Origin of the sequence: Streptomyces brasiliensis (genome assembly GCF_014647875.1) — a bacterium.
Classification (GTDB): Bacteria; Actinomycetota; Actinomycetes; order Streptomycetales; family Streptomycetaceae; genus Streptomyces; species Streptomyces brasiliensis.
The window spans coordinates 39,277-64,885 of the sequence record NZ_BMQA01000016.1; the positions used below are offsets into that span (position 1 = coordinate 39,277).

Genomic DNA, 25,609 nt, shown 5'->3' on the forward strand with positions numbered 1-25,609 from the left:
GCGCTCGGCGCTACCGTTCGGAGCATGGAACCGGACGAGCTGGGCCGACGCGAACAGGCCATCCTCGCGCTGGAGCGCCGCGGCTTCGCGGGCCCCGGCGCGAAGGAGCGGGCGATACGCGAGGAGTTGGGCCTGGCCCCCGTGCGCTACTACCAGCTCCTGAACGCCCTGCTCGACGACGAGCGCGCCCTCGCCCACGACCCGGTGACGGTGAACCGCCTGCGCCGGGTCCGCGAGACGCGCCGCACGCAGCGCTGAGCCGGATCCGGCGGGCCCGCGCCGCCGCCCGTCCGGCCCGCTCGGTGCGGCGGGTGCCGAGGGCAGGGCCGGCCTGGGCAGTGGTGTGTGCTGCGGGTTCACGCGCTGCCGTGGGCGGGTGCTTGAGTTCTGGGCGGCTGGTGGCGGGGCTTGAGTGCGCGGGTGCGTGGGACGGGTTGTGGGCGAGCGCCGAGATCCGGCCGGCCTGCGTCACCGCGCGTGCTCCCGGGCCCGCCTGGATAGGGTCGCCGTATGGGCAACCGTACGACGGACTCGACCGACCCCATGGACCCCTTGCCGACCCCGGCCACCCCGGCGGGACGTGAGGGCCTCGCGGCCCTGCTCGCCCGGCCCCGCACCGCCGTGATCGGCCTCGACTTCGACGGAACGCTGGCGCCGATCGTCCCGGACCCCGACCAGGCCCGCGCTCACCCGGACGCCGTCCCCGCCCTCGCCGCCCTCGCCCCGAAAGTGGCCTCGGTCGCGGTGGTCACCGGCCGCCCGGCCGTGGTGGCCGTCCGCTACGGCGGCTTCGCCGACGTCCCCGGCCTGGAACACCTCGTCGTCCTCGGCCACTACGGCGCCGAACGCTGGGACGCGGCCACCGGCACCGTCACCGCCCCCGCCCCGCACCCCGGCGTCGCCGCCGTACGCGCCGAACTGCCCGGCTTCCTCGACGGCGTCGGCGCCTGGCACGGCACCTGGATCGAGGAGAAGGGCCGCGCCGTCGCCGTCCACACCCGCCGTGCCGACGACCCCCAGGCCGCCTTCGAGGCCCTCCGCGCTCCCCTCACCGACCTCGCCACCCGTCACGGCCTGATCGTCGAACCTGGCCGCCTGGTCCTGGAACTCCGTCCCCCGGGCATGGACAAGGGCGTGGCGCTCCTGGACCACGTCCGCGCCACTGACGCCGAATCGGTGCTCTACGCCGGCGACGACCTGGGCGACCTCTCCGCCTACGCGGCGGTCGGCAAACTCCGCTCGGACGGCATCCCGGGCCTGCTGGTGTGCAGCGGCAGCACGGAGGTCACGGAACTGGCGGAACGAGCGGACATCGTGGTGGACGGCCCGGCCGGGGTCGTGGCCCTGCTGAGGGGACTGGCCGCTCAGCTGGAGTAGTGAGGGTCCAGCGCGTGCAGCTGGTCCAGGAACCACTGCGCCGGAGGCAACGCCGTGGCCGCGGCGACGAGCCGCTTGGTGCGTTCGGCGCGCTCGTCCTGCGGCATGGTCAGCGCCTGGTGCAGGGCGTTCGCCGTGCCGACGACGTCGTACGGGTTGACCGTGATCGCGTCCTCGCCCAGCTCCTCGTGGGCACCGGCCTCCCGGGAGAGGACCAGGACGCAGCCCTCGTCGGAGACGACCGGGATCTCCTTGGCGACGAGGTTCATGCCGTCCCGGATGGGGTTGACGAGGGCCACGTCCGCGAGGCGGTACGCGGCCAGCGACCGCGCGAAGTCGTCCTTGACGTGCAGCACCACCGGCGTCCAACCCACCGTTCCGTAACGGGAGTTGATCTCGTCGGCCACCTGCTGCACCTCGGTCGTGTACTCCCGGTAGACGGCCAGATCCTGCCGCGAGGGATAGGCGAACGCCACGTGCACGACCCGCTCGCGCCACTCCGGACGGTCCTCGAGCAGCTGCCGGTACGCCAGCAGCCCGCGCACGATGTTCTTCGACAGCTCGGTCCGGTCGACCCGCACGACGGTCTTCCGGCCGGCACCGATCTCCGCCCGCAGCGCCGCCATCCGCTCGTCGACGTCCGGCTCGTGCGAGCGCCCCCGCAGAAAGTCCGCGTCCGCGCCCAGCCCGTGCACCCCGATGCGCGTGCCGGACGGGATGCCCGGCCCGAGCACGGCGTGACAGCAGTCGGTGAACGCGTCCGCCCAGCGCCGGGTGAGGAACGCCGCCCGGTCCGCCCCGAGGATCCCGCCGAGCAGCTCGGCCGCGATGTCGTCAGGCAGCAGCCGGAAGTAGTCCGGCGGCGCCCAGGGCGTGTGCGAGAAGTGGCCGATGCGCAGGTCGGGCCGCAACTGCCGGAGCATCCGCGGGGCCAGCGCCAGGTGGTAGTCCTGGATCATCACCGCCGCGTCCTCGGCCGCCTCCTCGGCCAGCGCCTCGGCGAAGGCCCGGTTGTAGGCCTGGTACGACGCCCACTGGCGGCGGAACTCCGCGTCGAAGACCGGCTCCAGCGGGGTCTGGTACAGCATGTGGTGGACGAACCACAGCACGGAGTTGGCGATCCCGTTGTAGGCGTCGGAATGGACCGTCGCGTCGATGTCCAGCATCCGAACCTGCTGACCGCCGGTCGCGTCCAGGGACAGGCACCGGCCGCCGGGCGAGCGGCGCACGGCCTCCCGGTCGGCGTCGCTCAGCGCGGCGCACACCCACACGGCGTCCGTGTGCGGCCCGATGGCCGACAGCCCGGAGACCAGCCCGCCGCCACCCCGCTTGGCATGCAGCGAGCCGTCCTCGCGCACCTCGTACGAAACCGGGCCGCGGTTGGACGCGACCAGCACCTCAGCACCGTGGGTGGAAGCCATAAGCCTCAACCTAGCCCGGCCCGGAAACGCTCAAACGTACGCTCCACCCCACGAGGGGGCCGTGTACAGCCGTTCTCCGGCGGGTCATGCGACCCGGCGCGCGACGTACTCCGCAATCTCCGTCATGGGTGGCCGCTCCTCGGTGTCCACCGAGTACGTACGCGGCTCGAACCCGTCCTCGCCCCGCTCGAACTGGGTGAGGGAGGGCCGGATGAGATGCCCGCGGGCCAGCCTCAGCTGCGCCGTGCGGTAGATCGCGGCGGCCATCCGGCCCAGCGCCTGCCCGTCCTGGTGCCGGTGCTTGCGCACACCGACGTCGACCTGGGCCAGCGCGTCGAGCCCCACCAGGTGCAGCGCGTCGACCAGCATGCCCAGCTCGACGCCGTACCCGACCGGGAACGGCAGCTGTTCCAGCAGCGAGCGGCGGGCCGCGTACTCGCCGCCGAGCGGCTGCACGAAGCCGGCCAGCTGCGGCCAGTGCATGTTCAGCAGCGGGCGCGCCATCAGCTCGGTGACCCGGCCGCCCTGTCCCGCCGCCCCGTCGAGCGGGCGGTCGTACATCGCCTTGACCAGGTGCACGTCCGGGTCGGTGAGCAGCGGGCCCACGATCCCGGAGACGAAGTCGGAGGAGAACTCCTTCAGGTCGGCGTCGACGAAACAGACGATGTCGCCGGTGGTGACCAGCAGCGAGCGCCACAGGACCTCGCCCTTGCCGGGGACGGCGGGCAGGCGCGGCAGGATCTCGTCGCGGTGGACGACCCGGGCGCCCGCGGCGGCGGCCACCTCGGAGGTGCGGTCGGTGGAGCCCGAGTCGACGACGACGATCTCGTCCACCAGCGGGACCTTTTGCATGAGGTCGTGACGGATGACCGCGACGATGTCGCCGACCGTCTCCTCCTCGTTGAGCGCGGGCAGCACCACGGACACCGACTGGCCCGTGCGCTGTTTCGCGGCCAGGATTCTGTGGAGCGGTCGGTCGGTCACGGACCAGGAGCGGGTGGCCAGCCAGCGCTCGACTTCTTCCAGCACAGTCAGCGGCTCCTCACTGTCGTGATCACTCGCGATCACCCCTGGTGACCCTGTGATCAATCTCGCGGTTCGGACGTCTATCTCAACTGTCCTGGCCTTCGGTTACAGTCTTGAACAACGCCGATGACCATCGCATGTCGGGGGTCGCCGGCGTCCACAACCGCATACAGCTCATCCAGAGGGGCAGAGGGACACGGCCCGATGAAGCCCCGGCAACCCTCCAGCCGGTTCTCGTAGATCACTGATCGCTCGCGAGGCTCCCGGCTAGGGAAGGTGCCAAATCCGTCTCACGGCGAGATGCGTCGTGAGGAAGATGAGGAGAAAGGGCCTCGCCTCACATGGCTGTGCAGACTGTTGAAAGCACCACGAACCCCACGGTGGACCTCGGCCCCGCAGCCGCCCTGAGCTGCCGGGAGTGCGGCCACCGGGTGCCGCTCGGACCGGTGTTCGCCTGCGAGGAGTGTTTCGGCCCGCTCGAGATCGCGTACGACTTCTCGGCGTACGAAACCGAGGAACTGCGCAAGAAGATCGAGTCGGGTCCCGCGAACATCTGGCGTTACGCGCCGCTGCTGCCCGTCCCCGCCGACGTGGCCGACAAGCCGAACATCAACCCCGGCTGGACCAAGCTCGTCAAGGCCGACAACCTCGCCCGCGAACTCGGCGTGACCGGCGGGCTGTACGTGAAGGACGACTCCGGCAACCCGACGCACTCCTTCAAGGACCGCGTCGTCGCCCAGGCCATCGAGGCCGCCCGCGCCTTCGGCTTCACCACCCTCTCCTGCTCCTCGACGGGCAACCTGGCCGGTGCCGTCGGCGCCGCCGCCGCCCGCGCCGGCTTCCGCTCCTGCGTGTTCATCCCGCACGACCTGGAGCAGGGCAAGGTCGTCATGGCCGCGATCTACGGCGGTGACCTCGTCGGCATCGAGGGCAACTACGACGACGTGAACCGCTTCTGCTCCGAGCTGATCGGCGACCCGGCCGGCGAGGGCTGGGGCTTCGTCAACGTCAACCTGCGGCCGTACTACGCGGAGGGCTCCAAGACCCTGGCGTACGAGATCTGCGAGCAACTCGGCTGGCGGCTGCCCGACCAGATCGTGGTGCCGATCGCCTCCGGCTCCCAGCTCACGAAGATCGACAAGGGCCTGAAGGAGCTGATCCAGCTCGGGCTGGTCGAGGACAAGCCGTACAAGATCTTCGGCGCACAGGCCGAGGGCTGCTCGCCGGTGTCGGTGGCCTTCAAGGAGGGCCACGACGTGGTCCGGCCGCAGAAGCCGGACACCATCGCCAAGTCCCTCGCCATCGGCAACCCGGCCGACGGCCCGTACGTCCTCGACATCGCGCGCCGCACCGCCGGGGCCGTGGAGGACGTGACGGACGACCAGATCGTCGACGCGATCAAGCTTTTGGCCCGCACCGAGGGAATCTTCGCGGAGACGGCGGGTGGCGTGACGGTGGGCGTGACGCGCAAGCTCATCGAGAACGGCGTACTGGACCCGACGAAGACGACCGTCGTGCTCAACACGGGCGACGGCCTCAAGACCCTGGACGCGGTGGCCGGCACCGGCCTGACCGCGACCATCCGCCCCAACCTGGACTCCTTCCGAGAGGCTGGCCTCGCATGAGCGTGACCGTTCGCATCCCCACCATCCTGCGTACCTACACGGGCGGTCAGGCCGAAGTCGCCGCCGAGGGTGCGACTCTCGGCGACGTCATCGCCGACCTGGAGAAGAACCACACCGGCATCGCCGCCCGGGTGCTGGACGACCAGGGCAAGCTGCGCCGGTTCGTCAACGTGTACGTCAACGACGACGACGTGCGCTTCGAGCAGGGTCTGGAGACCGTCACCCCGGACGGCGCGGGCGTCTCGATCATCCCGGCTGTCGCCGGCGGCTGACAATTACCTTCGGTAATCCCGGTTACCGACTGTTCATCCGATTGCCCCCTCCGTGAGAGAAGCGGAGGGGGCAATTCAGTGGGGTTGAGCGAGGTACAGTTGGGGAAAGCGCCGCCGATCTGCGGGTCGGAAGCCCTGGAAACATTCCGCGAGCCCGACAAGAAGTAGCCAAAGTGTGTGGGCTATTCGCGGCTTTTGCGCCTTTCGCGGGGTCCGACTTGACCGGAATTCAGGCGAATTCTTGGCAGATTTCCGACCCTTGCCGTCCAGATTTCTCGTCCGATTGACCTGTTGCAGACGGCAGTTGGACAGATACATTCAGCCGCGGTCGACGCGTTCCGGCGCACGCCCCCACCTTGGGGGGTGAGGTCTGACCCGGATCCGCGAAGTGCGGATCTGTGCAAGGGCCAGTAATAGGGGAGTTAGGCATGGCTCAGGGCACCGTCAAGTGGTTCAACGCGGAGAAGGGGTACGGCTTCATCGCGGTCGACGGTGGTGCGGATGTTTTCGTCCACTACAGCGCGATCCAGATGGACGGATACCGCACCCTGGAGGAGGGGCAGCGGGTCGATTTCGAGATCTCGCAGGGCCAGAAGGGTCCGCAGGCGGACATGGTCCGGCTGGCGACCAGCTGAAGCACGCGTCGACTGACAGCGACGTACTACCGTTCGTCTTCGAAGGGCCCGTACCTCCAGGGGTGCGGGCCCTTCGTCCTGCCCGGGTCCGGCGACGTCGCTGCTCACCTGCGGATCCCCTCGAGCCGCTTGCACTCGGCATGCCCGAGTGCTAATCATTGGCGTTAGCACTCTGAAGGTGAGAGTGACAATGAAGGACCGGGTCGGTGAGGCCCGCCGGCCGGTGGGGCAAGGAACCACGAGGCTGGTGAGCCGTCCGTCGCGGGCGCGGGCGCGGTCCGAAGGAATCACCCCCAGTCCTGGAGGGACCACTTCACATGGCCAAGATCATCGCGTTCGACGAGGAGGCGCGGCGCGGCCTCGAGCGCGGCATGAACCAGCTCGCGGACGCCGTGAAGGTGACGCTCGGCCCCAAGGGCCGCAACGTCGTCCTCGAGAAGAAGTGGGGCGCTCCCACGATCACCAACGATGGTGTCTCCATCGCCAAGGAGATCGAGCTCGAGGACCCGTACGAGAAGATCGGCGCCGAGCTGGTCAAGGAAGTCGCCAAGAAGACGGACGACGTCGCCGGTGACGGTACGACCACCGCGACCGTGCTCGCCCAGGCCCTGGTCAAGGAGGGCCTGCGCAACGTCGCCGCCGGCGCCAACCCGATGGCCCTCAAGCGCGGTATCGAGAAGGCCGTAGAGGCCGTCTCCGCCGCCCTGCTCGAGCAGGCCAAGGACGTCGAGACCAAGGAGCAGATCGCCTCCACGGCCTCCATCTCCGCCGCCGACACCCAGATCGGCGAGCTCATCGCCGAGGCCATGGACAAGGTCGGCAAGGAAGGCGTCATCACCGTCGAGGAGTCGCAGACCTTCGGTCTCGAGCTCGAGCTCACCGAGGGCATGCGCTTCGACAAGGGCTACATCTCGGCCTACTTCGCCACCGACATGGAGCGGATGGAGGCGTCGCTCGACGACCCGTACATCCTCATCGCCAACTCCAAGATCGGCTCCGTCAAGGACCTGCTCCCGCTCCTCGAGAAGGTCATGCAGTCGGGCAAGCCGCTGCTGATCATCGCCGAGGACGTCGAGGGCGAGGCCCTGTCGACCCTGGTCGTCAACAAGATCCGCGGCACCTTCAAGTCCGTCGCGGTCAAGGCCCCGGGCTTCGGCGACCGCCGCAAGGCGATGCTGAACGACATCGCCATCCTCACCGGCGGCGAGGTCATCTCCGAGGAGGTCGGTCTCAAGCTCGAGAACACCTCCCTGGACCTCCTGGGCAAGGCCCGCAAGGTCGTCATCACCAAGGACGAGACCACCATCGTCGACGGTGCCGGCTCCTCCGAGCAGGTCGCGGGCCGTGTGAACCAGATCCGCGCCGAGATCGAGCAGTCGGACTCCGACTACGACCGCGAGAAGCTCCAGGAGCGTCTGGCGAAGCTGGCCGGTGGCGTGGCCGTCATCAAGGCCGGTGCCGCCACCGAGGTCGAGCTCAAGGAGCGCAAGCACCGCATCGAGGACGCCGTCCGCAACGCCAAGGCGGCCGTCGAGGAGGGCATCGTCGCCGGTGGTGGCGTGGCCCTGCTGCAGGCCTCCCAGGTCTTCGAGAAGCTGGAGCTCGAGGGTGACGAGGCGACCGGCGCCCAGGCCGTGAAGCTCGCGCTCGAGGCCCCGCTGAAGCAGATCGCCGTCAACGCCGGCCTCGAGGGCGGTGTCGTGGTGGAGAAGGTGCGCAACCTGACCCCGGGCCACGGCCTGAACGCCGCGACCGGTGAGTACGTCGACCTGGTCAAGGAAGGCATCATCGACCCGGCGAAGGTGACCCGCTCTGCCCTGCAGAACGCCGCCTCCATCGCCGCGCTGTTCCTCACCACCGAGGCCGTCATCGCCGACAAGCCGGAGAAGGCCGCCGCGGCCGCTCCGGGCGGCATGCCGGGCGGTGACATGGACTTCTGATCCCACCCGGATCAGCCTGTCCTTTCCGAGGGCGGCACTCCCTGTTCCGGCAGGGGGTGCCGCCCTCGGGCGTGTCCGGGAGCACGGAGGCCGGGTGGGGCGTGGAATGCGGGAGAGGGACACGGGGCTGCCGTTGGAAGGGCGGTCGATGCGCATGCACATACCGTCCGCCCGTCAACAGCCCGAGTTGTCTCGAGGAGCGCCCACGTGACCGCCACCACGCCTCCCGCGCGGCCCAGATCCTCTCCCGTCCGATCGCGCTGAACGGGCTCACGGTCCCCGACCGGATCGTGATGGCCGCGATGCACCGTCAGTTCTCGCCGGGCGGCATCCCCGGCGAGGACGTGGTGTCGTACTACGCCCGCCGTGCCGCCGCGGGTGTGGGTCTGATCGTCACCGAGGGCACGTACGTCGGCCACGAGTCGGCCGGGCAGAGCGACCGAGTCCCGCGGTTCCACGGCGAGGAGCAGCCGGCAGGCGGGCGAAGGTCGCCGAGGGCGTGCACGCGGCCTGCGGCACGATCGTGCCGCAGCTGTGGCACATCGGTATGGTCCGCAAGCAGGGCCGGCCGCCGTTCGCCGACGCCCCCCGCAGTCGGACCCTCCGGGCTGCGCGTCGACGGCACCGAGGGCACCGGCAAGGCGATGACCCGGGCCGATCTGGACGCCGTCATCGGCGCGTTCGCCGAGGCCGCGGCCGCCGCGGAACGCATCGGCTTCGACGGCGTGGAGCTGCACGGCGCGCACGGCTGTCTCACGCCGCTACTGGCTCCCCGAGTTCGAGGGCTCCGACCTCAACCTCGCGGGCTGGACGAAGAAGCTGACCGGCAAGCCCGTCGTCACTGTCGGCTCGGTCGGCCTCGACGGCGAATTCATCAAGGGCTTCCAGGGCGAGGGCGCACAGGTCAAGGGCATCGACAACCTCCTCGACCGGCTGGAGACGGAGGAGTTCGACCTGGTGGCCGTCGGCCGCGCGCTGCTCCAGGACCCCGAGTGGGCGGCGAAGGTCCTTGCCGACCGGTTCGACGAGCTGGCGCCGTTCGACGCGGCGGCGCTGAAGACGCTGAGCTGAGCCGTCTGCGGAGCGCCAGTGCTGTGGCCGGGAGGGTTTGCCGGGCGTCGCGAGCCGGTGAACCTTTCCGGTCACAGCGCTAGAGGTTGCCGAGCGGCTCGATGTCGATGTGCACGGGGGTGCCCCAGACCCGCAGCACCTCGTAGTCGGTGAACTCGTGCACGAGCCGGTAGGCCGTCGCGGGCCGCGGCCCGCGACGCTGGGCGGCGAGATAGAGCTCGGCCTCCTGCCGGTCCCGCCTCGGCGTACCGCACAACTGCCACTCCCGCCCGTTCCACAGCTCCGGCAGCCAGCGCTGCTGGGGCTGCGGCCGGTCGGAGCGGCCGCCGTAACGGGACGGGGCGGGCTCGGTGGCCGCGGGACGCCGGGCCCCGTTGAACTCGGCGCGGCGAGCGGCCCGCCGCCGGGTCTCGCACAGCAGACAGAGATCCTGGGCGCTCTCGTCGACGGGACCGCTCGGATGCTCCGGGCAGCGCGTGGTGACGGCGCCCGAGGTGACGCTCTCGTCCAGCAGGTCCAGGGCACGCTGCAGATCGGCCCGCACCTCGCGCAGCTTGGTGTCCGGTGAGTCGGCGGTGAGGGCTTCCCCGTGCTCACCGATGAGCCGCAGCGCACGGCCGAGGGCGGTCAGTTGGGCGTGGTTCACGGCGCGGGGCTCCGTTCGCGAACAGGTTCCGTCAACGATGTCCTCGCCCATGGTGTCAGCCGCGCGGTGCATTCGTACCGGGGCCGTGGTGGATCAGGCTCCCCTCGCCACAGGACCGCACGGCACCGGGTGCGGGCCGCAGAGACGCGGGCGGGACACTCCGGACCACCGGAGCGACGGCCAGATCCCCGACACACGCGGCGGTGTCGGCGGCGGTCCACTCGTCGGAGGCGTGAGCGGGAACGGCCAGGGCGGCGACGGGGGTTGCGAGGGCGACGACGGCGAGCAGCTTGTTCATCATGCCCGGGCAACGAAGAGACCGGTCACGGTGTCACGGTGGGCGGCGCCGCTGAGCAGCGGAACCGCGCCCCCGCCGCCGGACCGTCCCCCGCCACCTCCCGACACCGTCCCCCGCCACCACCGGCGCCGCTCGCAGGTGTTCCGCCGTCACCCCACCGCCGTCACCAGCGCCGCCCGCAAGTGTCCTCCCGACTCCGCCAGCAGCCGTGCCGCCGTCGGACCGTCGACCCGCGCCAGGATGACCAGGATCGCGTTCTTCACCTCGCCGCCCGTTTCCGTCAGCGCCCGCTCGATCTCCTCGTCCGTCGCTCCCGTGGCCAGGGCGACGATGCGGCGGGAGCGGGCGCGGAGCTTGTCGTTCGAGGCGCGTACGTCGACCATCAGGTTGCCGTACGTCTTGCCGAGCCGGATCATCGTGATCGTCGACAGCATGTTGAGGACCAGCTTCTGCGCCGTGCCGGCCTTCAGGCGGGTGGAGCCGGTGAGCAGTTCCGGACCCACCACGATCTCCACGCCGTGCTCGGCGGCAGCCGCGAGCGCGCTGCCGTCGTTGCACGCCAGTCCGACGGTCAGGGCGCCCAGGGCACGCGCATGCTCGACGGCACCGATCGCGTACGGCGTGCGCCCCGACGCGGAGATGCCGACCACCGTGTCGAGGGGTGCCAGCCCCAGCGCGTCGAGGTCGTCCCGGGCCAGCTCCTTGGAGTCCTCGGCGCCTTCGACGGACGTCACCATCGCCTCCGGCCCGCCCGCGATGAGGCCGACGACCTGCGAGGGGTCGGTGTTGAAGGTGGGCGGGCACTCGGACGCGTCCAGCACACCGAGGCGGCCCGCGGTGCCGGCGCCCGCGTAGATCAGCCGCCCGCCGCGCGCCATACGGTCGGCGATCGCGTCGATCGCGGCGGCGATCTCAGGCAGCCGCCGGGCGACGGCGTCGGCCACGCCCGCGTCCTCGCCGTTCATGAGCTGCGCGATGTCGAGCGTGGGAAGCCGGTCGATCTCGGCGAGTTCGGGACGGAAGGCTTCGGTGGTCAGCTGCTCCAACTCGGCGCGGAGACCACGGGGTTCGGACATGGGGCTCATAGAAGGCGACTCTTTCCAACGCGGTTCCGTGCGGTTCCCTGCGGATTCACTGGCTGCGCGGCGAACTCCGGTGGCGATGGGCCAGCGCCTCGTACGACGCGGCCAGCGCGGGCGCGGCCGACTCGTACGTACGCTGCGCCACACCCACGAACAGGCAGTCCACCACGAGCAGTTGACTCGTCCGCGAGGACATCGCGGCGGGCCGCAGCTCGCTCTCCCGGGCGGTGGACGTGGTGAGCACGTGATCGGCGTACTGCGTCACCGGCGAGTCCGGCCGGCCGGTGACGGCGATGGTCGTCGCCCCGTGCTCGAACGCGACCCGCAGCGGTTCGATGACGTCCCCCGTCGAACCGGAGTGCGTGATCGCGATCGCCACGTCCCCGGCGCGCAGCTGCACGGCGTTGGTGACGGCGAGGTGCGGATCGCTGTGCGCGTGCGCTATCAGCCCTATGCGCAGCAGCTTCTGGGTGAGGTCCTGGGCGACCAGCGCCGACGCGGCCATCCCGTACACGTCGGTCCGCCGCGCCGCGGCCAGCGCGTCGACGGCCGCGCCCAGCTGCGCGGTGTCGAGCCCGGCAGCCGTGTCGGCGAGTGTCTGCTGTTCGTCGTAGGCCAGCTTGGCGACCACGTCGGCGATCGGGTCGTCGACCGCGATGTCCGTGGTGATGGCGGGGGCGCGGCCCGACTGCTGCTGCGCGGCCAGGCCCGCGAGGGCGAGGCGCAGATCGCGGTAGCCCGGATAGCCGAGCAGGCGCGCGGTCCGCACGACCGTGGCCTCGCTGGTGCCGGTGAGTTCGGCGAGGCCGGTGACCGTCAGGGCGGCACAGCCGGCCGGGTCGCCCGCGACGGCCTCGGCGACGCGCTGCATGGAGCGCGTCATGGAGGGCGCGAGCGTGCGCACCTTGGCGGCGAGGGCGGCCGGTGCGGGCGGCGCGCTGCCGGCGCCGGCCGAGCCTCCGAAAATTTCCTTCACGTCCTGGGTCACCTATGAAAGATATTTTCGGCTCGGTGTCGGGGTCAAGACCACGCACAATGGGGCCATGGATCCCATTACCCCACTGGAACAGGCGTTGCACGCCGCGCGTGCCCTCGTGCTCGCCGATCTGGTCGCGGGCGAGGTCGCCGAGGCGGATGTCGTCTCGCTGGTCGAGGACTCGGTCGCCCAGCGCAGGTGGTGGGTGGAGCAGTGGCCGGACGGAGTCGAGTTCGTGGCCGGTCTGGTCGCGCAGGACGTCCAGGACGCGCTGCTGGAGCGGTACGGCCGCTGGCCGCTGTGCCCGGTCTGCGGTTCCGGGGACCCGCACGCGCTGGACGTCGAGCCGGAGCTCGGGCCCGATCCGCACTGGGTGTGCCACAAGGCGGGTGTGAAGGTCGCGGCGGTGGGGGCGCTGGGGCGGGCCGTGGGCGGGGTCTCCTCGTGAGGCGCCGCCCGTGACCGTGTACATCGACCCGCCCGACTGGCCCGGCCACGGGCGGATGTGGTCGCACCTGGTGAGCGACGTGTCGTACGACGAACTGCACTGCTTCGCCGCCGCGTTGGGCCTGCCCCGCCGGGCCTTCGAGCGCGACCATTACGACATTCCGTCACACCGGTACGCGGACGCCGTCGCGGCGGGCGCGGTCGAGGTCAGGAGCCGCGAGGTGGTACGGCTCCTGCACGAGGCGGGCCTGCGCAGACCGAAAGGACGTCAGGTGCGGCGGACGTGAGGCGGGTGGGGCTGGTGAAAGCCGGCGGCGTTCGTCAGGCGCGGCGGACGTAGAGGAGCAATGAGCCGTCCGCCGCGTTGTGGTCCTTGTGAGCGGTCCGTTCCTCCGCCACGCTCGCCGGGGTGAAGCCCGCCCGGGACACCACGCGCTGTGAGGCCAGGTTGTCCGGTTCGATCGCCGCGCACAGCACCGACACGTCCTCGCGGGCCAGCGCCCATTCCGACAGCGCGCGCAACGCCTCCGTGGCATACCCCTGGCCACGCGCGCCCTCGGCGAGGTCGTACCCGATCTCGACACGGCCCTCCTCGTCCGGGGCGCCGTGGAAGCCGATGCCGCCGATCGCGCGGCCGTCGTCGTGCCTGACCAGCGCGAACAGCCCGAACTCGGGTCGCAGGACGCCCGCCTCGTACGCCTTGACCGTCATCCCGGCGGCCTCCCGCGTGCCCTGGTAGGGCCCGCCGTCGATCCACTCGAGTCCACCGTCGCCGCCCAGGCGCAGATCACGGGCCGCGCCGGGGCGCACGCCGGTGAGGGTGAGGCGTTCGGCGGGGACGACGAGGTTGTTGTGCCAGCGCCACTCGGTGACGGGGGCGCGGCCGGGAAGCTCGCCGCGGCCGGTGGCCCACAGCAGGGTCGGCCAGGCGGCGGGTCCGGGCTGGACATGCGGAAAGATGCAGGCCAGGACGGCTTCCGTGAGTTCCTCGGAGGGCGCGTAGGTGATCCCGAGGCCCTCGGCGATGTCATGCGTGTGCAGCAGCACTTCGGCGATGCCCATCGCGGCGAAGCCCTCGCGGTCCGCGCTGCGGAACGGGTACGGGTGAAAGGCGCGGACGTCACGCGGGGTGGTGCGGACGGTGGCGGCGAGCAGGGCGCCGGTCGTCTCGATGACGTGCAGCAGGTCCGTGTTGTCGGTGCCGTCGTCGAGGGTGAAGTCGAAGGGGACGTACGCGTCCTGGGCGCGGCCGGCCAGATTGGCGGCGTACGCGATCAGGTCCTCCGCGATGTGGAACGCCGCCGCGTGGCAACTCCACTCCACCCGCCCGGCCTTCACCTCTTCCCAGTCCCGGTCCACCGCCGTGCGCAGCGTCGCCAGACAGCTCGCCACGGCCTCGTCCACCTGATCCCCACCCAGAGTTCGCATGGGCGGCACCCTAGGTGGCCGGGCCGGCCGGAGGCGACAGCATTTCCAGCTCGGACTCCATGTTGTAGCGGGCCGTAGCCTCCCACTCGGCCGCGCCGTAAGGAGTGTGGAACAGCCGTGGCAGGGCGAGGAGTTGACGCAGGACCTCGGCGCGGCCGGAGCGGAAGGCGTCGCTCGGCACGAAGTGGTACTCCTCGCGGACGGCCGCGGTGTAGACGGCGTACGCGGACGGCGACGCGGCGAGGATCGCGAGATCGGCGTCGCACAGAACCTGACCGTCGCGGTCGTCGCCGGCGGGATCATGCCCGACGGTCAGCCGTACGAGCCGAGCGACGTCGGCGATCTTCGCCTCGCCGACCCCGGCCTCGGCGAGCGCCCGCTCGGCAAGCCGCGCGGACCGCTCCTCGTTCTCGGACCGGTCGGGCAGATAGACGGCGTCGTGGAACCAGGCGGCGAGCCGAACGACGTCCGGATCATCCGCGTAGGCCTCCAGCACGTCGACGTGATCGAGTACGGCGGTGAGATGCGTGAGCGTGTGGTAGTGCCGCTGCGGCTCCTGCCACCGGCCGAGCAGATTCTCGGCGTACGGCAACGGATCGGCCCCACCGCGATCCCCACGCACACCTTCCAGGGCACGGGTCCAACGGCTGCGCAGGGCGTCGAGATCGACCATGCCCTCATTCTCGCGCGTGCGCGCCCGCGCCCCTAGCGTGGGCCGCATGACTGACGTGCATGAAGTGCGTGATCCAGAGCTGCCAGGGCGGTTGTTGTCTGTCGAGCGGGATGCGTTGGTGCCCCTGTTGCGGGGGCGGGACGACGCTGATTTCGCGCGGGAGACCGCCGCGTGTCCCGGGTGGACCGTGCGGGACGTGCTCGCTCACTGCTCCGCCGCGTTGATGCGGGTGGTGGAGAGCCGGTACGAGAAGGACGTGTTCTCGCCCGCGGCGAACGACCGGGACATCGCCGAGCGGGCCGGGTGGTCCAACGGGCAGGTCGTCGACGAGCTGGAGCGCGGGATGACCGAGGCCGGGCCGGTGATCGCCGCGGCGGGTGGTGTGCTCGATCTGATCGGGCTCGGCGAGTGGGTGCACGCCGGTGATGTGCGGGACGCTCTCGGCGAGCCCGGCGCCTACACCGGGGACGGTCTGCCGTACGCCCTCACCCTGCTGGCCCGTGCCACCCGGGAGAAGGGGCACCCGCCGCTGCATGCCGACCTCGACGATGTCGACGAGCCGCTGCTCCTCGGCGCGGCGAGCGGCACGCGGACGCCGGCGCGGTTCATCGGCGACGCCGCCACACTCGTACGGCTGTACTCGGGACGACCGCTCGACGGGGCGGTGTACGAACTCGTCGGAGCGGAGGCGGGACGGCTGAACATCTTCGGGTGACGAGCCCCATGACGGGGGTGATCTCGCGGTGCCGTGCCTTCCCGACGTACCCTGATATTGGACTAGACCTGTAGCCGCTCCAGGGAACACCGACGGAAGGGGTCCTATGAGCACGCGTGCAGTCCTGGAGGTGATCGCCCTCGGCGCCGAGGACGCGGTCGCCGCCCAGGCCGGAGGCGCGGACCGCCTCGAGCTGGTCACCGACATGGCGGCCGACGGGCTGACCCCGTCGGCCGAGACCTTCGCGGGGATCCGTGCCGCCGTCGACATCGACCTGCGCGTGATGCTGCGGCTCTCGGACGGGTTCTCGGCGGGCGGCTCTGCCGGGGCGGACCGGCTCGTGCGGGTGGCCCGGGAACTGCGCGGGGCCGGCGCCGATCAGTTCGTGCTCGGGTTCCTGGACACGGACGGCGGGGTCGACCTGGACACGGTGGAGCGGATCGTCGCGGAGCTCGGCGGCTGCCGGTGGACCTTCCACCGTGCGATCGACCGCGCCGCCGACCGCGACGCCCTGCGCAAGCAGCTGGCCGATCTGCCGGGGCTGGACAACTACCTGACCGCGGGGTCACCGGCCGGTGTGGACGACGGTCTCGCCACGCTGTGCGCCGAGGCGCGGAGAGACGGAGAGCCGGGGTACGAGCCGACGATCCTCGTGGGCGGCGGGCTGCGGCTGGAGCATGTGCCGACCCTTCGGGACGCCGGGATCGACGCGTTCCACATCGGAGGCGCGGCCCGGCCCCAGGGCTGGGCGGGGCCGGTGTCCGCGGCGGCCGTGCGGGAGTGGCGGCGGGTGCTGGACGAGGGGTGACCCGCCGCCGCGGTCTCAGGCCAACTGCTCCGGCAACGGCGCCGTATGCGTCACGATCAGCCCCGACACCGCTCGGGTCAGGGCAACGTACAGCCGTCGCAGTCCCGTCCGTTCGTCCGGCTCGCCGTCGACCACCGCCTGTGGTTCGTCCAGGACGACGTAGTCGTACTCCAGGCCCTTGGCGAGGGAGGCCGGGACCAGGGTCAGGCGGGTGTCGCGGGTGGTCTCCTCGCCGGGGGACAGGTACGTGACCCCCGCCGAGGCGAGCGCCTCGGACAGCGCCGGGATCCGGGCGTCCGCGGCGATCAGGCCCGTCGACCCCTCATTGCGCAGCAACTCCTCGCAGGCGCCGACCAGTTCAGCCGGATCACTGACGTGCCGGACCTCGAAGAAGCCCGGGTTCTCGCGGACCGACGCGACCGGCGCGAGGCCCGGCGCGATGTGCGGGAGCAGCCGGGAGGCGTACGTGATGACGTCCGTCGGGACACGGAAACCGGCCGTCAGCTCCTCGATCACGCCGTCGCTCTTGCCCAGGTGGGCCAGCGCCTCGCCCCAGCTCCGGGTCGCCCACGGCGTGGTGCCCTGTGCCAGGTCGCCGAGGACCGTCGCGCTGCCGGTGGTGCAGCGGCGGCCGACGGCCCGGTACTGCATCGGCGAGAGGTCCTGCGCCTCGTCCAGGACGACGTGCCCGAGGGAGTGCGTGCGCTGGACCAGGTCCGTCGCCTCGTCGATCAGCACCGCGTCCGCCGCCGACCACTTGGCCGACTTCACGCTGCGCACCGGCTTCGCCCACAGGATCGTCTTCTGCTCGTCCTCGGTGAGGATCCCGTCCGCGTGCATCGCGAGGAAGTCGCCGTCCGTCAGCAGCCGCAGCACCAGCTTCGCCGGGTCGACCGGCGGCCAGATCTCCTTGACCGCCGCCTTCACCGCGCTGCCCCGGGCCACCGCGTCCTGGACCCGGTCGTCCGGCGCCTCCCCGGACCTTTCCATCTGCACCAGCACCGCGTGCGCGATGCGCTGCGGCAGGGCCTCGCGGGCGGCGCCGTACCGAATCTCCCGGGCCAGCAACTCCCGCACGATCTCCTCGAGTTCGTACGCCGGAACACGCCACCGCCGTGACCCGCGCACGACCACGACCGGCTCCGTCGGCATGGTCACATGCGACTGGACGGCCCGGCGCAGCACCTCCGCCATCCTCGCGTCGCCCTTGACGATCGCGGCGGCCGCGTCGTCCGTGCCGCGCACCTCGACGTCCCGCGCGACCAGGTCGCCGACCGTCGCCTGCCGCACGGCAAGCTCGCCCAGCGCGGGCAGCACCTGCTCGATGTAGTGCAGGAACGACCGGTTCGGCCCGATCACCAGCGTGCCGGTGCGGGCCAGTCGCTCGCGGTGGGCGTACAGGAGATAGGCGACCCGGTGCAGGCCGACAGCGGTCTTCCCGGTACCGGGGCCTCCCTGCACACACACGGTGCCCGACAGCCCGGACCGTACGATCTCGTCCTGCTCGGGCTGGATGGTGGCGACGATGTCACGCATCGGGCCGACGCGCGGGCGCTCGATCTCCTGCTGGAGCAGCTTGCTGGTGCGGGCCGCCTCGGCCGGGTCGGAAAGGTGCTCGTCCTCGTACGCCGTGAGGTCGCCGCCGGTGTAGCCGAAGCGGCGGCGCAGCGCGATGTCCATCGGGTCCTTCTTGGAGGCCCGGTAGAACGGCTGCGAGACGGGCGCGCGCCAGTCGATGACCATCGGGTCGCCGTCCGCGTCGTGCACATGCCGCCGCCCGATGTAGAAGCGCTCGCCCTCCGCGCCCTCCGCCTGCTCGGCGCCGGGTGCGTGCAGATAGTCGAGGCGGCCGAAGAACAGGGGGGTGTCGCTGAGGTCGGCCAGCGCCTTGATGCGCTCCTCGATCTGGCGGGCGAGGACTTCGGCGTTCACCCAGTTCGCGGTGACGTCGCTGATGTCGAGCGACTCGACGTCCTCGCGCATGGCGCGCAGGGCGGAGCGGGAGGAGGCGAGGTGGGAACGCTCTCGGGAGAGGGGGTTGTCGGCGGGCGCGGACAAGGGAGGGCCTCCTGATCTTCCGTGACTGTGGGGCCGGCCGGTTTCCGTCCGGTCGGCTGCACTCCGTGAGGGAGGCGGGCAAGAGCGGAGATTTTAGTGAGGGCGGGGGCCGGGGGCCAATCGTTTTCCCGCGGACTGTTTCGTGCCGCTTGCTCCCCGTCCCCTAGGGGACGCGTCTCCCCGGCACAGGGGCGCGGGTCCCTCCACGGGTGGACGGAGAGATGCCGGAGATTGCCCCTGGAGACCGATGCCGCCCTTATGTCCCTGGAGCGACCATGGAGACATGAGCGCAGCAACCATCCATCCGGTCCCCGCCCGCCCCACGGGCGCGACGGCCATCGACGAAACCGTCCGTCGGCACCGCCTGGGCGACGCCCTGCGGGCCCTGAAGGTGTTCGCGGAGGCGGCGTTCGGTGTCGTCATCCTCGGCGAGTACGGCGAGGAGGCGGGCGTACGCCGAAAGTAATCACATAGGTTCACGTCCGTGGCAAAACGGACGGTGACCCCAGTTGTCCTCTCTCTCCTTCTCCTGTCCTTCTCCTCGTTGGCGGCCCTCTGTTTCCTGCAACCCGTCCCGATGGTCGACGTGCTGGTCTACCGGGCCGAGGGCGAAGCCGTCGTCCACGGCGGTGATCTGTACGGCTTCACGGTCACCGAGTGGCGGCTCCCGGCAACGTATCCGCCCTTCGCGGCGGTCCTGTTCGTCCCGACGACATGGATCCCCGTCCCGGTCCTCAAAGCGACGTTCCTGGCGGGCAACGCGCTCCTGCTGGCCGCATTCACCACCCTCTCCGCCCGCCTCGCGGGCCGCACGGTCCGAGCACCCCTCCTGTGCACAGCCACCGCGCTCGCGCTCTGGCTCGAACCGGTCTTCCAGACGCTCCTCTTCGGCCAGATCAACCTGGCCGTCGCCTGCCTGGTCCTGTGGGACCTCACCCGGCGACCGGGTGCCCGCGGCCGGGGCGTGGCCCTGGGCGTGGCGGCGGGGATCAAGCTCACCCCGGTCGTCTTCGTCGTGTACCTCTTCCTGACGGGCCGCCGCCGGGAGGCGGGTACGGCCATGGCGACGTGCGCCGCGACGACGGCCCTGGGAGCCGTACTGCTCCCGTCGGCCAGCGCCGACTTCTGGACCCGACGGCTCTACGAGACCGGCCGGGTCGGCAAGGCCTGGATCATCGACAACCAGTCCCTCCAGGGCCTGGTCGCAAGGGCGTTGCGCGACCCGGCACCCGGCGTTGCCTGGGCACTCCCGGCGGCGGCGATCGCGGCGGGCGGGCTGTGGCTGGCGGTACACACGAAGGACGACCGTCACGGCATCCTGGTGACGGCCGCCACCGCCCTCCTCGTCTCACCGATCAGCTGGTCCCACCACTGGGTGTGGTGCGTCCCCCTGCTCGCCGTCCTCCTGGCGGACGGTCACATGCGCCTCGCGGCGCTGACGGCGGCCCTGTTCACGGCCCGCACGATGTGGCTCCTGCCGCACGAGGGCGACCGAGACCTCCACTTCCCGTGGTGGCAACAGCCGTTGGCGTCCCCGTACCCGATCTACGCCCTGGCCCTGCTCACCACGGCGGCCCTGCACGCCCGCTCGGTCACCGGAATGCCCGAGGACGCCTCCGTGGGTGTGCCGGTCACCGGTGTGGGAGGCCGGCACTGACGACGGCCCCCGGCTCAGCTCTCCGCGAGGATCTCGTCCGCGTCCACGATCCGGTACGCGTAGCCCTGTTCAGCCAGGAAGCGCTGGCGGTGGGCCGCGAAGTCCTGGTCGATGGTGTCCCGGGCCACCACCGAGTAGAAGTGGGCCTGGTGGCCGTCGGCCTTCGGGCGGAGGACCCGGCCGAGGCGCTGTGCCTCCTCCTGGCGGGAGCCGAACGTGCCCGACACCTGGATGGCGACCGTGGCCTCCGGCAGGTCGATGGAGAAGTTCGCGACCTTCGACACCACCAGCACGCTGATCTCGCCCTCGCGGAACGCGTCGAACAGCTTCTCGCGCTGCGCGTTGGACGTCTCGCCCTTGATGACGGGCGCGTCGAGGTGCTCGCCCAACTCGTCCAGCTGGTCGATGTACTGGCCGATCACCAGGATCTGCTGGCCCTCGAAGCGGCGGACCAGCGCCTCCGTGACCTTGCGCTTCGTCGCCGTCGTGGCGCAGAAGCGGTACTTCTCCTCCGTCTCGGCCGTCGCGTACGCCAGCCGCTCGGAGTCGGTCAGGTTCACGCGGACCTCGACGCAGTCGGCGGGCGCGATGTAACCCTGCGCCTCGATCTCCTTCCAGGGCGCGTCGAACCGCTTCGGGCCGATCAGCGAGAACACGTCCGACTCGCGGCCGTCCTCGCGCACCAGCGTCGCCGTCAGGCCCAGGCGGCGACGCGCCTGCAGGTCGGCCGTGAACTTGAAGACGGGCGCCGGGAGCAGATGCACCTCGTCGTAGACGATCAGGCCCCAGTCACGGGAGTCGAAGAGTTCGAGGTGCGGATAGACGCCCTTCCGCTTCGTCGTCAGCACCTGGTACGTCGCGATGGTGACCGGCCGGACCTCCTTCCGCGTACCGCTGTACTCGCCGATCTCGTCCTCGGTCAGCGAGGTCCGCTTCACCAGCTCGTGCTTCCACTGCCGCGCCGAGACCGTGTTGGTGACGAGGATCAGGGTCGTCGACTTGGCCTGCGCCATGGACCCGGCGCCGACCAGCGTCTTGCCCGCGCCGCACGGCAGCACGACGACACCGCTGCCGCCGTGCCAGAAGTTCTCCACGGCCTGCTTCTGGTACGGCCGCAGCGCCCATCCGTCCTCGGCCAGTTCGATCGGATGCGCCTCGCCGTCCACGTACCCGGCGAGGTCCTCGGCCGGCCAGCCCAGCTTGAGCAGCACCTGCTTGATCTGCCCGCGCTCGGAGGGGTGCACGACGACCGTGTCCGGGTCGATCCGCGTGCCGACCAGCGGGATGATCCGCTTCGAGCGCAGGATCTCCTCGAGGACCGGCCGGTCCGTGGTGGTCAGGACCAGCCCGTGGGCCGGGTGCTTGGACAGGGTCAGCCGTCCGTAACGGTCCATCGTCTCGGCGATGTCGACCAGCAGCGCGTGCGGCACCGGATACCGGCTGTACTGCACCAGCGCGTCGACGACCTGCTCGGCGTCGTGTCCGGCGGCACGCGCGTTCCACAGGCCGAGCGGCGTCACCCGGTAGGTGTGGATGTGCTCCGGCGCCCGCTCCAGCTCGGCGAACGGCGCGATGGCGCGACGGCAGTCGTCCGCCCGCTCGTGGTCGACCTCGAGGAGCAGGGTCTTGTCGGACTGGACGATCAGCGGACCATTCACGCGCGGCACCCTTTCCGTACGGCCATTGTCATCGGCCAAACGTCCAGTGTGCCCTACGGCCGGGTGATCACGGTCAGTCGTCCGCGAGCTCGGCGACTCCCGTGACCCTGTGCAGCGGGTACGTGCGCACCTCGTCAGCGGTGTGGTCGTACGCCGTCACGAAGCCGCCCTCGACGCGGATCGGGGCGATGACGCGCTGGCTCGCCGAGCCCTCGGCGTTGACGTACCCGATCCACAGGGCCTCCCCGGTCAGCACCGCGGCCTGCATGGTGGCGAGGGTCTCGGCGGAGCTGGTGCGGGGCAGGTCGCCGCCGCCCGCCGGGACACCGGCGGGCTTGCGCGGGGCCGTGGCGGCCAGGTCGCCCGCGCGGATCGCCCGGATCGCGGCCGACAGCAGGGTCGCGTCCGGCGTCGGCGGGCCGTCCGGGACCGGCTCGGGTGCCGTGCGGGGCGGGGTGCGGTGCGCGAGGGCGCGGGTGATCAGCACGTCGCCCTCCGCCGACTCGGCGGCCGGGGCGAACCCCATCGCGCGCAGTCCCTCCAGCAGGGTCGCCGGGTCGGCCTGCGTGGCCACCACGGTCGGCGCGAGGCGCCGCAGGCGCAGGGCGGCGGCCCGCTTGTCGGCGAGGATCTCGTTCAGGAGGGCGTCGTCGTCGCAGCGGACGTACGCCGAGGCCGCGCCCACGCGCAGATGGCCGTGCCGGCGCGCCACGTCGTCGATCAGATACGCCAGCGGCTGCGGAACCGGGGTGCGGGCGTGCGCCACGAGGAAGGCGTGCAGGTCGGAGGCGCTGCGGCCGGCGTCCAGGGCGCGGCGTACGGAGGCGGGCGTGAACCGGTAGACCGTCGCGCCACCCTTCGACTCCACGTCTGCCAGCACGCCCAGCATGTCGGCCAGCGGCCGCTCCAGCGGACCCGGCGCCACCGCCGTCAGGTCGGCCTGCAGCAGCACGTGGTCCAGGGGCTCGGGCAGCAACGGCGCCAGCAGCCGCGCAGCCGAGGCGGAGGCGACAGCCTGCTCCGGCGGCGAGAGGGGCAGCAGGGGCGTGTGCGGACGGTGATGGTGGTGGGCGGGCAGCTTGTCGCCAGGGCCGGAGGGAGCACGGGACTCGGCGCTCGGAGCGGGTACCGGGGCCGGCGCTCCCAGCAGGGCCCGGCCCTGCACCGACAGGGCGCCCCGGCCGGTCACCCCGAGCTGCTCCGCCTCGGACAGCGTCCAGCGGGCCAGCCGGGAGCGCAGGTCGTCGTCCTGCTGGGGGCCGCGCAGCGGGCGCTCCCAGCGCAGCCGGGCCAGGACCGAGCCGGGGTCCGGGGCGGCGCCCTCCGGCAGCGTGGCCAGCAGGCTCAGCGCCCGGTGCCGTACCTCCGGCGCCGCCGAGCGGTCCAGGCCGGGGCCCAGCGCCGACAGCGCACGGTCCTTCGCGTCCCGCCCGCCGACCAGCCCCGGCGTACGGGTCGCCGTCAGCCACGCCTCGGCGAGCCGAGCCCAGCGCTCGGCCGGGGGCTGCTCCAGCCACTCGTCGTAGGCCGGGGTCGCCGCGTACCGCTCGTCGGCCTCGCCGTCGGAGGCCAGCAGCCCCGCCGCGTAGGCCAGTTCCACCCAGAACGCGGCGACCGGCTCGGGCACGTCGAGGGCGACCGCCGTCCGCTTCAGGTCCCGCACGCTGAGCCCGCCCGCCCGCAGCACCGAAGGCCCGCCCTCGTCCCAGTCCTTCAGCAGCTCCTCGACGGTCGCCAGAGCGGTGTAGGCCTGGCCGGCCGCCGTGGCGTCCACGATCTGCGGGGCGTGTGTGGCGGCAGGTTCGACCGGCGGCGGTACGGCCTCGGTCGTGCGGTGGGCGCGGCCCTCGCGCAGATGCAGGGCGACCTCGCGGGGGAGTACGACCGTCCCGGGCGCCGTCGGCAGCAGCAGACCGCGGTCCAGGAGCCAGCGCAGACGGGGCGCGGGGTCGGCGGTGACCTGCCCGTACGGAGGACCCCACACCAGCCGGTCCAGCACCTCGCGGGACTCCTCGGAAGCCCCGTCGAGCAGTACGGCCATCCGCTTGCGGTCCGTGAACAGGGCCGTGAGCGCGGCGGCGGCGGAGACCGGGTCGTGCGTGGAGGGGAGCCCGGCGGCGGTGACGATCTCCTGGACGCGGCCCGGCGACATGCCCGCGGTCGCCTCCTGCACCGTCGGGCCCAGGCCCGTCGGGGAGGGATGCTGCGGCGTGGGCGCGAGCACCTCGCGGGCGGTGCGCACCAGCCGCAGCCGGTCGTCGCCGCCCCACACCAGGGCCTGCTCGCGCAGCGTGCCGAGGGCGTGCGGCAGGGCGGCGGAAACGGCCGCGTCACCGCCGTCTCCCGCCATGAGCCGCAGCAGCTCCTCGTACGTCGCCGGATCCGCCGCCACCGCCAGCGCCTCCGCCGTCTGCAGCGCGAACCGGTCCAGCCGCTCCAGCGCGCGCAGCACCGAGGCGCGGGTGCCCGCGCGGGTGGCCAGCTGCGTGAGGTCGGTGGGGACGGGGGTGATGAGGTCGGGGCGGCTGCGCAGCAGCGCGGCCAGGGAGGCTTCGTCCCTGGCACGGAGCGCTTCGGCGAGGGAGCGGGGCCGGTCCGCGGTGCTCATCTGCCCAACGGTAGCCTCCGGCGGCTCGACGGACGACGTGCGGGCTGCTTGTGGTGCACCCTCCGTCGGTGCTGACGTCGGCTGTCGGCGCTCACGCGATACCGTCGCAGCCGGAGTTCAACGGCCACACCCCCGGAGGGACTTCGTGGGTATCGAGAGTGACCAGGTTGTCTACGAGTATCTGAGCCGCGTCGGCGACGTCGCGCAGCAGCGGCAGTTGCCGTCGGCCGTGCGGATGCGGCTGGTGTCGGAGCTGCGCAACGAGATCGACCGCAGCCGCGCCGAGGTCACCGTCGACTCTCCAGCCGCCGTCCGCCGCATCCTGGAGCGCCTCGGCACCCCGGACGAGGTCGTCACCGCCGCGGGCGCGGGCGCCGGTGTGCCACAGCCGCCGTCCGCCGCCGTACCCGCACAGCCCCCACCGCCCGAGTCACGGCCGAAGGGCCTGCGCCGGGTCGTACCGAAGCCGCGCCCGGCCGAACCCGCGCCGCCGACGGACGCCCCCGCCCCACCGCATCTCGCAGGCGAGCACGAACTCGGCGGTCCCGCTGTGCAGCCCGACTGGTGGCGGGTGGACGGCAGCCCCTTCGACGCCGGTGACGCAGTACCCGGCTTCGTCGGCGGCGTGGAGATCCCGGAGCTGCTCAAGCCGCCGCCGAAGGAACGGGAACCGCTCGAGAAGGAACCGCCGGCCGAGGCGGCGCCCGCGACCCCCGAGCCCGCCGCGGCCGAGCCCGCCGCGCCCCGTCGCCGGCTCTTCCTTCCCAGGCCCGCCACCCGCTGGACCAACCCCCTGCTGCTGCTCGCCGCAGCCGCACTCGTCGCCGGCGCGGTCCTCGGCAACTGGTTCGCGCTGATCCTCGGCTGGCTCATCGCCTACGGCTCCCGTCGCCTCACGCCGGCCGAGACCAAGTGGGCCGTCCTGGGCATGCCCGGCCTCGCCCTCACGGCCGGCGTCGTCTGGCTGTGGGGCCGCATCGACGGCCGCTGGGGCGACCCCATCGCCGAGGGCCGGATGAACGCGGCGCTCACGGAGACCTGGCCCTGGGTGGTCCGCGGCGCGGCGGCGGGCTCGGCCCTGTTCCTGGTCTGGCGCTCGCAACGACGGAGGTAGCCGGGTCGGCCCCGGCCGGACCCGGGAGCCGTCGAGGTCACAGCCCCGTCCTGCCTGGTCGCCGTACCCCTGGG

The 25,609-nt window shown here is 71.8% G+C and carries 24 protein-coding genes, 1 pseudogene and 1 riboswitch; of the genes and pseudogenes, 14 read left to right on the plus strand and 11 right to left on the minus strand.

Annotation, left to right across the window (positions count from 1 at the left end):
* The first annotated feature begins 24 nt into the window (after positions 1-24).
* Together IEZ19_RS23760 and otsB are read left to right on the plus strand one after the other, a co-directional pair.
* Positions 25-258 carry a DUF3263 domain-containing protein gene (locus IEZ19_RS23760; RefSeq protein WP_189313301.1) on the plus strand — a complete coding sequence of 78 codons (234 nt, stop codon included), beginning with the start codon at positions 25-27 and terminating at the stop codon, positions 256-258.
* Between the two features lie 252 nt (positions 259-510).
* On the plus strand, positions 511-1,377 hold the full coding sequence (gene otsB / locus IEZ19_RS23765) for a trehalose-phosphatase (protein ID WP_189313302.1): 867 nt from the start codon (positions 511-513) through the stop codon (positions 1,375-1,377).
* Here otsB and IEZ19_RS23770 read toward each other — a convergent pair.
* Together IEZ19_RS23770 and IEZ19_RS23775 are read right to left on the minus strand one after the other, a co-directional pair.
* Positions 1,365-2,798, minus strand: coding sequence for an alpha,alpha-trehalose-phosphate synthase (UDP-forming) (locus tag IEZ19_RS23770; protein ID WP_189313303.1), 1,434 nt, complete (start codon positions 2,796-2,798; stop codon positions 1,365-1,367). The two genes, otsB and IEZ19_RS23770, sit on opposite strands and share 13 nt — an antisense overlap.
* A gap of 84 nt (positions 2,799-2,882) precedes the next feature.
* A complete protein-coding gene (locus IEZ19_RS23775) occupies positions 2,883-3,827 on the minus strand; it encodes a glucosyl-3-phosphoglycerate synthase (protein WP_189313304.1) in 945 nt (314 codons plus the stop codon).
* A 168-nt stretch (positions 3,828-3,995) separates the two neighbouring features.
* A riboswitch (SAM riboswitch) is annotated at positions 3,996-4,147 on the plus strand.
* Between the two features lie 18 nt (positions 4,148-4,165).
* Here IEZ19_RS23775 and thrC point away from each other — a divergent pair.
* The 5 genes and pseudogenes from thrC to IEZ19_RS53545 form a co-directional block, all read left to right on the plus strand.
* Positions 4,166-5,449, plus strand: a complete 1,284-nt coding sequence (gene thrC, locus IEZ19_RS23780; RefSeq protein WP_189313305.1) for a threonine synthase — start codon at positions 4,166-4,168, stop codon at positions 5,447-5,449.
* On the plus strand, positions 5,446-5,721 hold the full coding sequence (locus IEZ19_RS23785) for a ubiquitin-like small modifier protein 1 (RefSeq protein ID WP_189313306.1): 276 nt from the start codon (positions 5,446-5,448) through the stop codon (positions 5,719-5,721). Before thrC ends, IEZ19_RS23785 begins: the two co-directional genes overlap by 4 nt.
* A 428-nt stretch (positions 5,722-6,149) precedes the next feature.
* A complete protein-coding gene (locus IEZ19_RS23790; RefSeq protein WP_019057200.1) occupies positions 6,150-6,356 on the plus strand; it encodes a cold-shock protein in 207 nt (68 codons plus the stop codon).
* 317 nt (positions 6,357-6,673) lie between these two features.
* Positions 6,674-8,296: a chaperonin GroEL gene (gene groL / locus IEZ19_RS23795; RefSeq protein ID WP_189313307.1), complete on the plus strand. Its 1,623-nt coding sequence runs from the start codon at positions 6,674-6,676 to the stop codon at positions 8,294-8,296.
* 302 nt (positions 8,297-8,598) lie between these two features.
* Positions 8,599-8,991: pseudogene (locus IEZ19_RS53545) on the plus strand (12-oxophytodienoate reductase); the annotation flags it as partial.
* A gap of 455 nt (positions 8,992-9,446) precedes the next feature.
* Here IEZ19_RS53545 and IEZ19_RS23805 read toward each other — a convergent pair.
* The 4 genes from IEZ19_RS23805 to IEZ19_RS23820 form a co-directional block, all read right to left on the minus strand.
* Positions 9,447-10,013, minus strand: coding sequence for a hypothetical protein (locus tag IEZ19_RS23805; RefSeq protein WP_189313309.1), 567 nt, complete (start codon positions 10,011-10,013; stop codon positions 9,447-9,449).
* Between the two features lie 55 nt (positions 10,014-10,068).
* Entirely contained in the window at positions 10,069-10,314 is a 246-nt protein-coding gene (locus IEZ19_RS23810; protein WP_189313310.1) for a hypothetical protein, read from the minus strand.
* Positions 10,315-10,460: 146 nt separating this feature from the next.
* Complete coding sequence (gene murQ, locus IEZ19_RS23815) at positions 10,461-11,396, minus strand: N-acetylmuramic acid 6-phosphate etherase (RefSeq protein ID WP_189313311.1); 936 nt, start codon at positions 11,394-11,396, stop codon at positions 10,461-10,463.
* 46 nt (positions 11,397-11,442) lie between these two features.
* Complete coding sequence (locus tag IEZ19_RS23820; RefSeq protein ID WP_189313312.1) at positions 11,443-12,381, minus strand: MurR/RpiR family transcriptional regulator; 939 nt, start codon at positions 12,379-12,381, stop codon at positions 11,443-11,445.
* A 55-nt stretch (positions 12,382-12,436) separates the two neighbouring features.
* On the opposite strand from IEZ19_RS23820, the gene IEZ19_RS23825 reads away from it, so the two are divergent.
* Together IEZ19_RS23825 and IEZ19_RS23830 are read left to right on the plus strand one after the other, a co-directional pair.
* Positions 12,437-12,817, plus strand: coding sequence for a DUF8819 family protein (locus IEZ19_RS23825; protein ID WP_189313313.1), 381 nt, complete (start codon positions 12,437-12,439; stop codon positions 12,815-12,817).
* Between the two features lie 10 nt (positions 12,818-12,827).
* Positions 12,828-13,103, plus strand: coding sequence for a DUF4031 domain-containing protein (locus tag IEZ19_RS23830; RefSeq protein ID WP_189313314.1), 276 nt, complete (start codon positions 12,828-12,830; stop codon positions 13,101-13,103).
* A 34-nt stretch (positions 13,104-13,137) separates the two neighbouring features.
* Here IEZ19_RS23830 and IEZ19_RS23835 read toward each other — a convergent pair whose 3' ends face one another.
* Together IEZ19_RS23835 and IEZ19_RS23840 are read right to left on the minus strand one after the other, a co-directional pair.
* Entirely contained in the window at positions 13,138-14,244 is a 1,107-nt protein-coding gene (locus IEZ19_RS23835) for a GNAT family N-acetyltransferase (protein WP_189313315.1), read from the minus strand.
* 10 nt (positions 14,245-14,254) lie between these two features.
* Entirely contained in the window at positions 14,255-14,917 is a 663-nt protein-coding gene (locus tag IEZ19_RS23840; protein WP_189313316.1) for an HD domain-containing protein, read from the minus strand.
* A gap of 46 nt (positions 14,918-14,963) precedes the next feature.
* Here IEZ19_RS23840 and IEZ19_RS23845 point away from each other — a divergent pair, with 46 nt between their 5' ends.
* Complete coding sequence (locus IEZ19_RS23845) at positions 14,964-15,632, plus strand: maleylpyruvate isomerase family mycothiol-dependent enzyme (protein ID WP_189313317.1); 669 nt, start codon at positions 14,964-14,966, stop codon at positions 15,630-15,632.
* 106 nt (positions 15,633-15,738) lie between these two features.
* Positions 15,739-16,440 (plus strand): copper homeostasis protein CutC, encoded by a 702-nt coding sequence (locus IEZ19_RS23850; protein ID WP_189313318.1) that lies wholly within the window; start codon positions 15,739-15,741, stop codon positions 16,438-16,440.
* A gap of 15 nt (positions 16,441-16,455) precedes the next feature.
* Here the strand turns inward: IEZ19_RS23850 and IEZ19_RS23855 are convergent, their stop codons facing one another.
* Positions 16,456-18,498 carry a HelD family protein gene (locus tag IEZ19_RS23855; protein ID WP_189313319.1) on the minus strand — a complete coding sequence of 681 codons (2,043 nt, stop codon included), beginning with the start codon at positions 18,496-18,498 and terminating at the stop codon, positions 16,456-16,458.
* Positions 18,499-18,781: 283 nt separating this feature from the next.
* Here IEZ19_RS23855 and IEZ19_RS23860 point away from each other — a divergent pair, with 283 nt between their 5' ends.
* A complete protein-coding gene (locus IEZ19_RS23860; RefSeq protein ID WP_189313320.1) occupies positions 18,782-18,964 on the plus strand; it encodes a hypothetical protein in 183 nt (60 codons plus the stop codon).
* A gap of 18 nt (positions 18,965-18,982) precedes the next feature.
* Entirely contained in the window at positions 18,983-20,155 is a 1,173-nt protein-coding gene (locus IEZ19_RS23865; RefSeq protein ID WP_229840665.1) for a glycosyltransferase 87 family protein, read from the plus strand.
* 14 nt (positions 20,156-20,169) lie between these two features.
* Here IEZ19_RS23865 and IEZ19_RS23870 read toward each other — a convergent pair whose 3' ends face one another.
* Positions 20,170-21,813, minus strand: a complete 1,644-nt coding sequence (locus IEZ19_RS23870) for a DNA repair helicase XPB (RefSeq protein WP_189313321.1) — start codon at positions 21,811-21,813, stop codon at positions 20,170-20,172.
* Positions 21,814-21,886: 73 nt separating this feature from the next.
* Complete coding sequence (locus IEZ19_RS23875; RefSeq protein WP_189313322.1) at positions 21,887-24,421, minus strand: helicase C-terminal domain-containing protein; 2,535 nt, start codon at positions 24,419-24,421, stop codon at positions 21,887-21,889.
* 145 nt (positions 24,422-24,566) lie between these two features.
* On the opposite strand from IEZ19_RS23875, the gene IEZ19_RS23880 reads away from it, so the two are divergent.
* Positions 24,567-25,535, plus strand: a complete 969-nt coding sequence (locus tag IEZ19_RS23880; RefSeq protein ID WP_189313323.1) for a hypothetical protein — start codon at positions 24,567-24,569, stop codon at positions 25,533-25,535.
* Positions 25,536-25,609 lie beyond the last annotated feature (74 nt).

Coding starts and splice junctions, on each gene's coding strand:
- IEZ19_RS23760 (WP_189313301.1), top strand. CDS start 25: ATGGAACCGGACGAGCTGGGCCGACGCGAACAGGCCATCCTCGCGCTG.
- otsB (WP_189313302.1), top strand. CDS start 511: ATGGGCAACCGTACGACGGACTCGACCGACCCCATGGACCCCTTGCCG.
- IEZ19_RS23770 (WP_189313303.1), bottom strand. CDS start 2,798: ATGGCTTCCACCCACGGTGCTGAGGTGCTGGTCGCGTCCAACCGCGGC.
- thrC (WP_189313305.1), top strand. CDS start 4,166: ATGGCTGTGCAGACTGTTGAAAGCACCACGAACCCCACGGTGGACCTC.
- IEZ19_RS23785 (WP_189313306.1), top strand. CDS start 5,446: ATGAGCGTGACCGTTCGCATCCCCACCATCCTGCGTACCTACACGGGC.
- IEZ19_RS23790 (WP_019057200.1), top strand. CDS start 6,150: ATGGCTCAGGGCACCGTCAAGTGGTTCAACGCGGAGAAGGGGTACGGC.
- groL (WP_189313307.1), top strand. CDS start 6,674: ATGGCCAAGATCATCGCGTTCGACGAGGAGGCGCGGCGCGGCCTCGAG.
- IEZ19_RS23810 (WP_189313310.1), bottom strand. CDS start 10,314: ATGATGAACAAGCTGCTCGCCGTCGTCGCCCTCGCAACCCCCGTCGCC.
- murQ (WP_189313311.1), bottom strand. CDS start 11,396: ATGAGCCCCATGTCCGAACCCCGTGGTCTCCGCGCCGAGTTGGAGCAG.
- IEZ19_RS23825 (WP_189313313.1), top strand. CDS start 12,437: ATGGATCCCATTACCCCACTGGAACAGGCGTTGCACGCCGCGCGTGCC.
- IEZ19_RS23835 (WP_189313315.1), bottom strand. CDS start 14,244: ATGCGAACTCTGGGTGGGGATCAGGTGGACGAGGCCGTGGCGAGCTGT.
- IEZ19_RS23840 (WP_189313316.1), bottom strand. CDS start 14,917: ATGGTCGATCTCGACGCCCTGCGCAGCCGTTGGACCCGTGCCCTGGAA.
- IEZ19_RS23845 (WP_189313317.1), top strand. CDS start 14,964: ATGACTGACGTGCATGAAGTGCGTGATCCAGAGCTGCCAGGGCGGTTG.
- IEZ19_RS23850 (WP_189313318.1), top strand. CDS start 15,739: ATGAGCACGCGTGCAGTCCTGGAGGTGATCGCCCTCGGCGCCGAGGAC.
- IEZ19_RS23860 (WP_189313320.1), top strand. CDS start 18,782: ATGAGCGCAGCAACCATCCATCCGGTCCCCGCCCGCCCCACGGGCGCG.
- IEZ19_RS23875 (WP_189313322.1), bottom strand. CDS start 24,421: ATGAGCACCGCGGACCGGCCCCGCTCCCTCGCCGAAGCGCTCCGTGCC.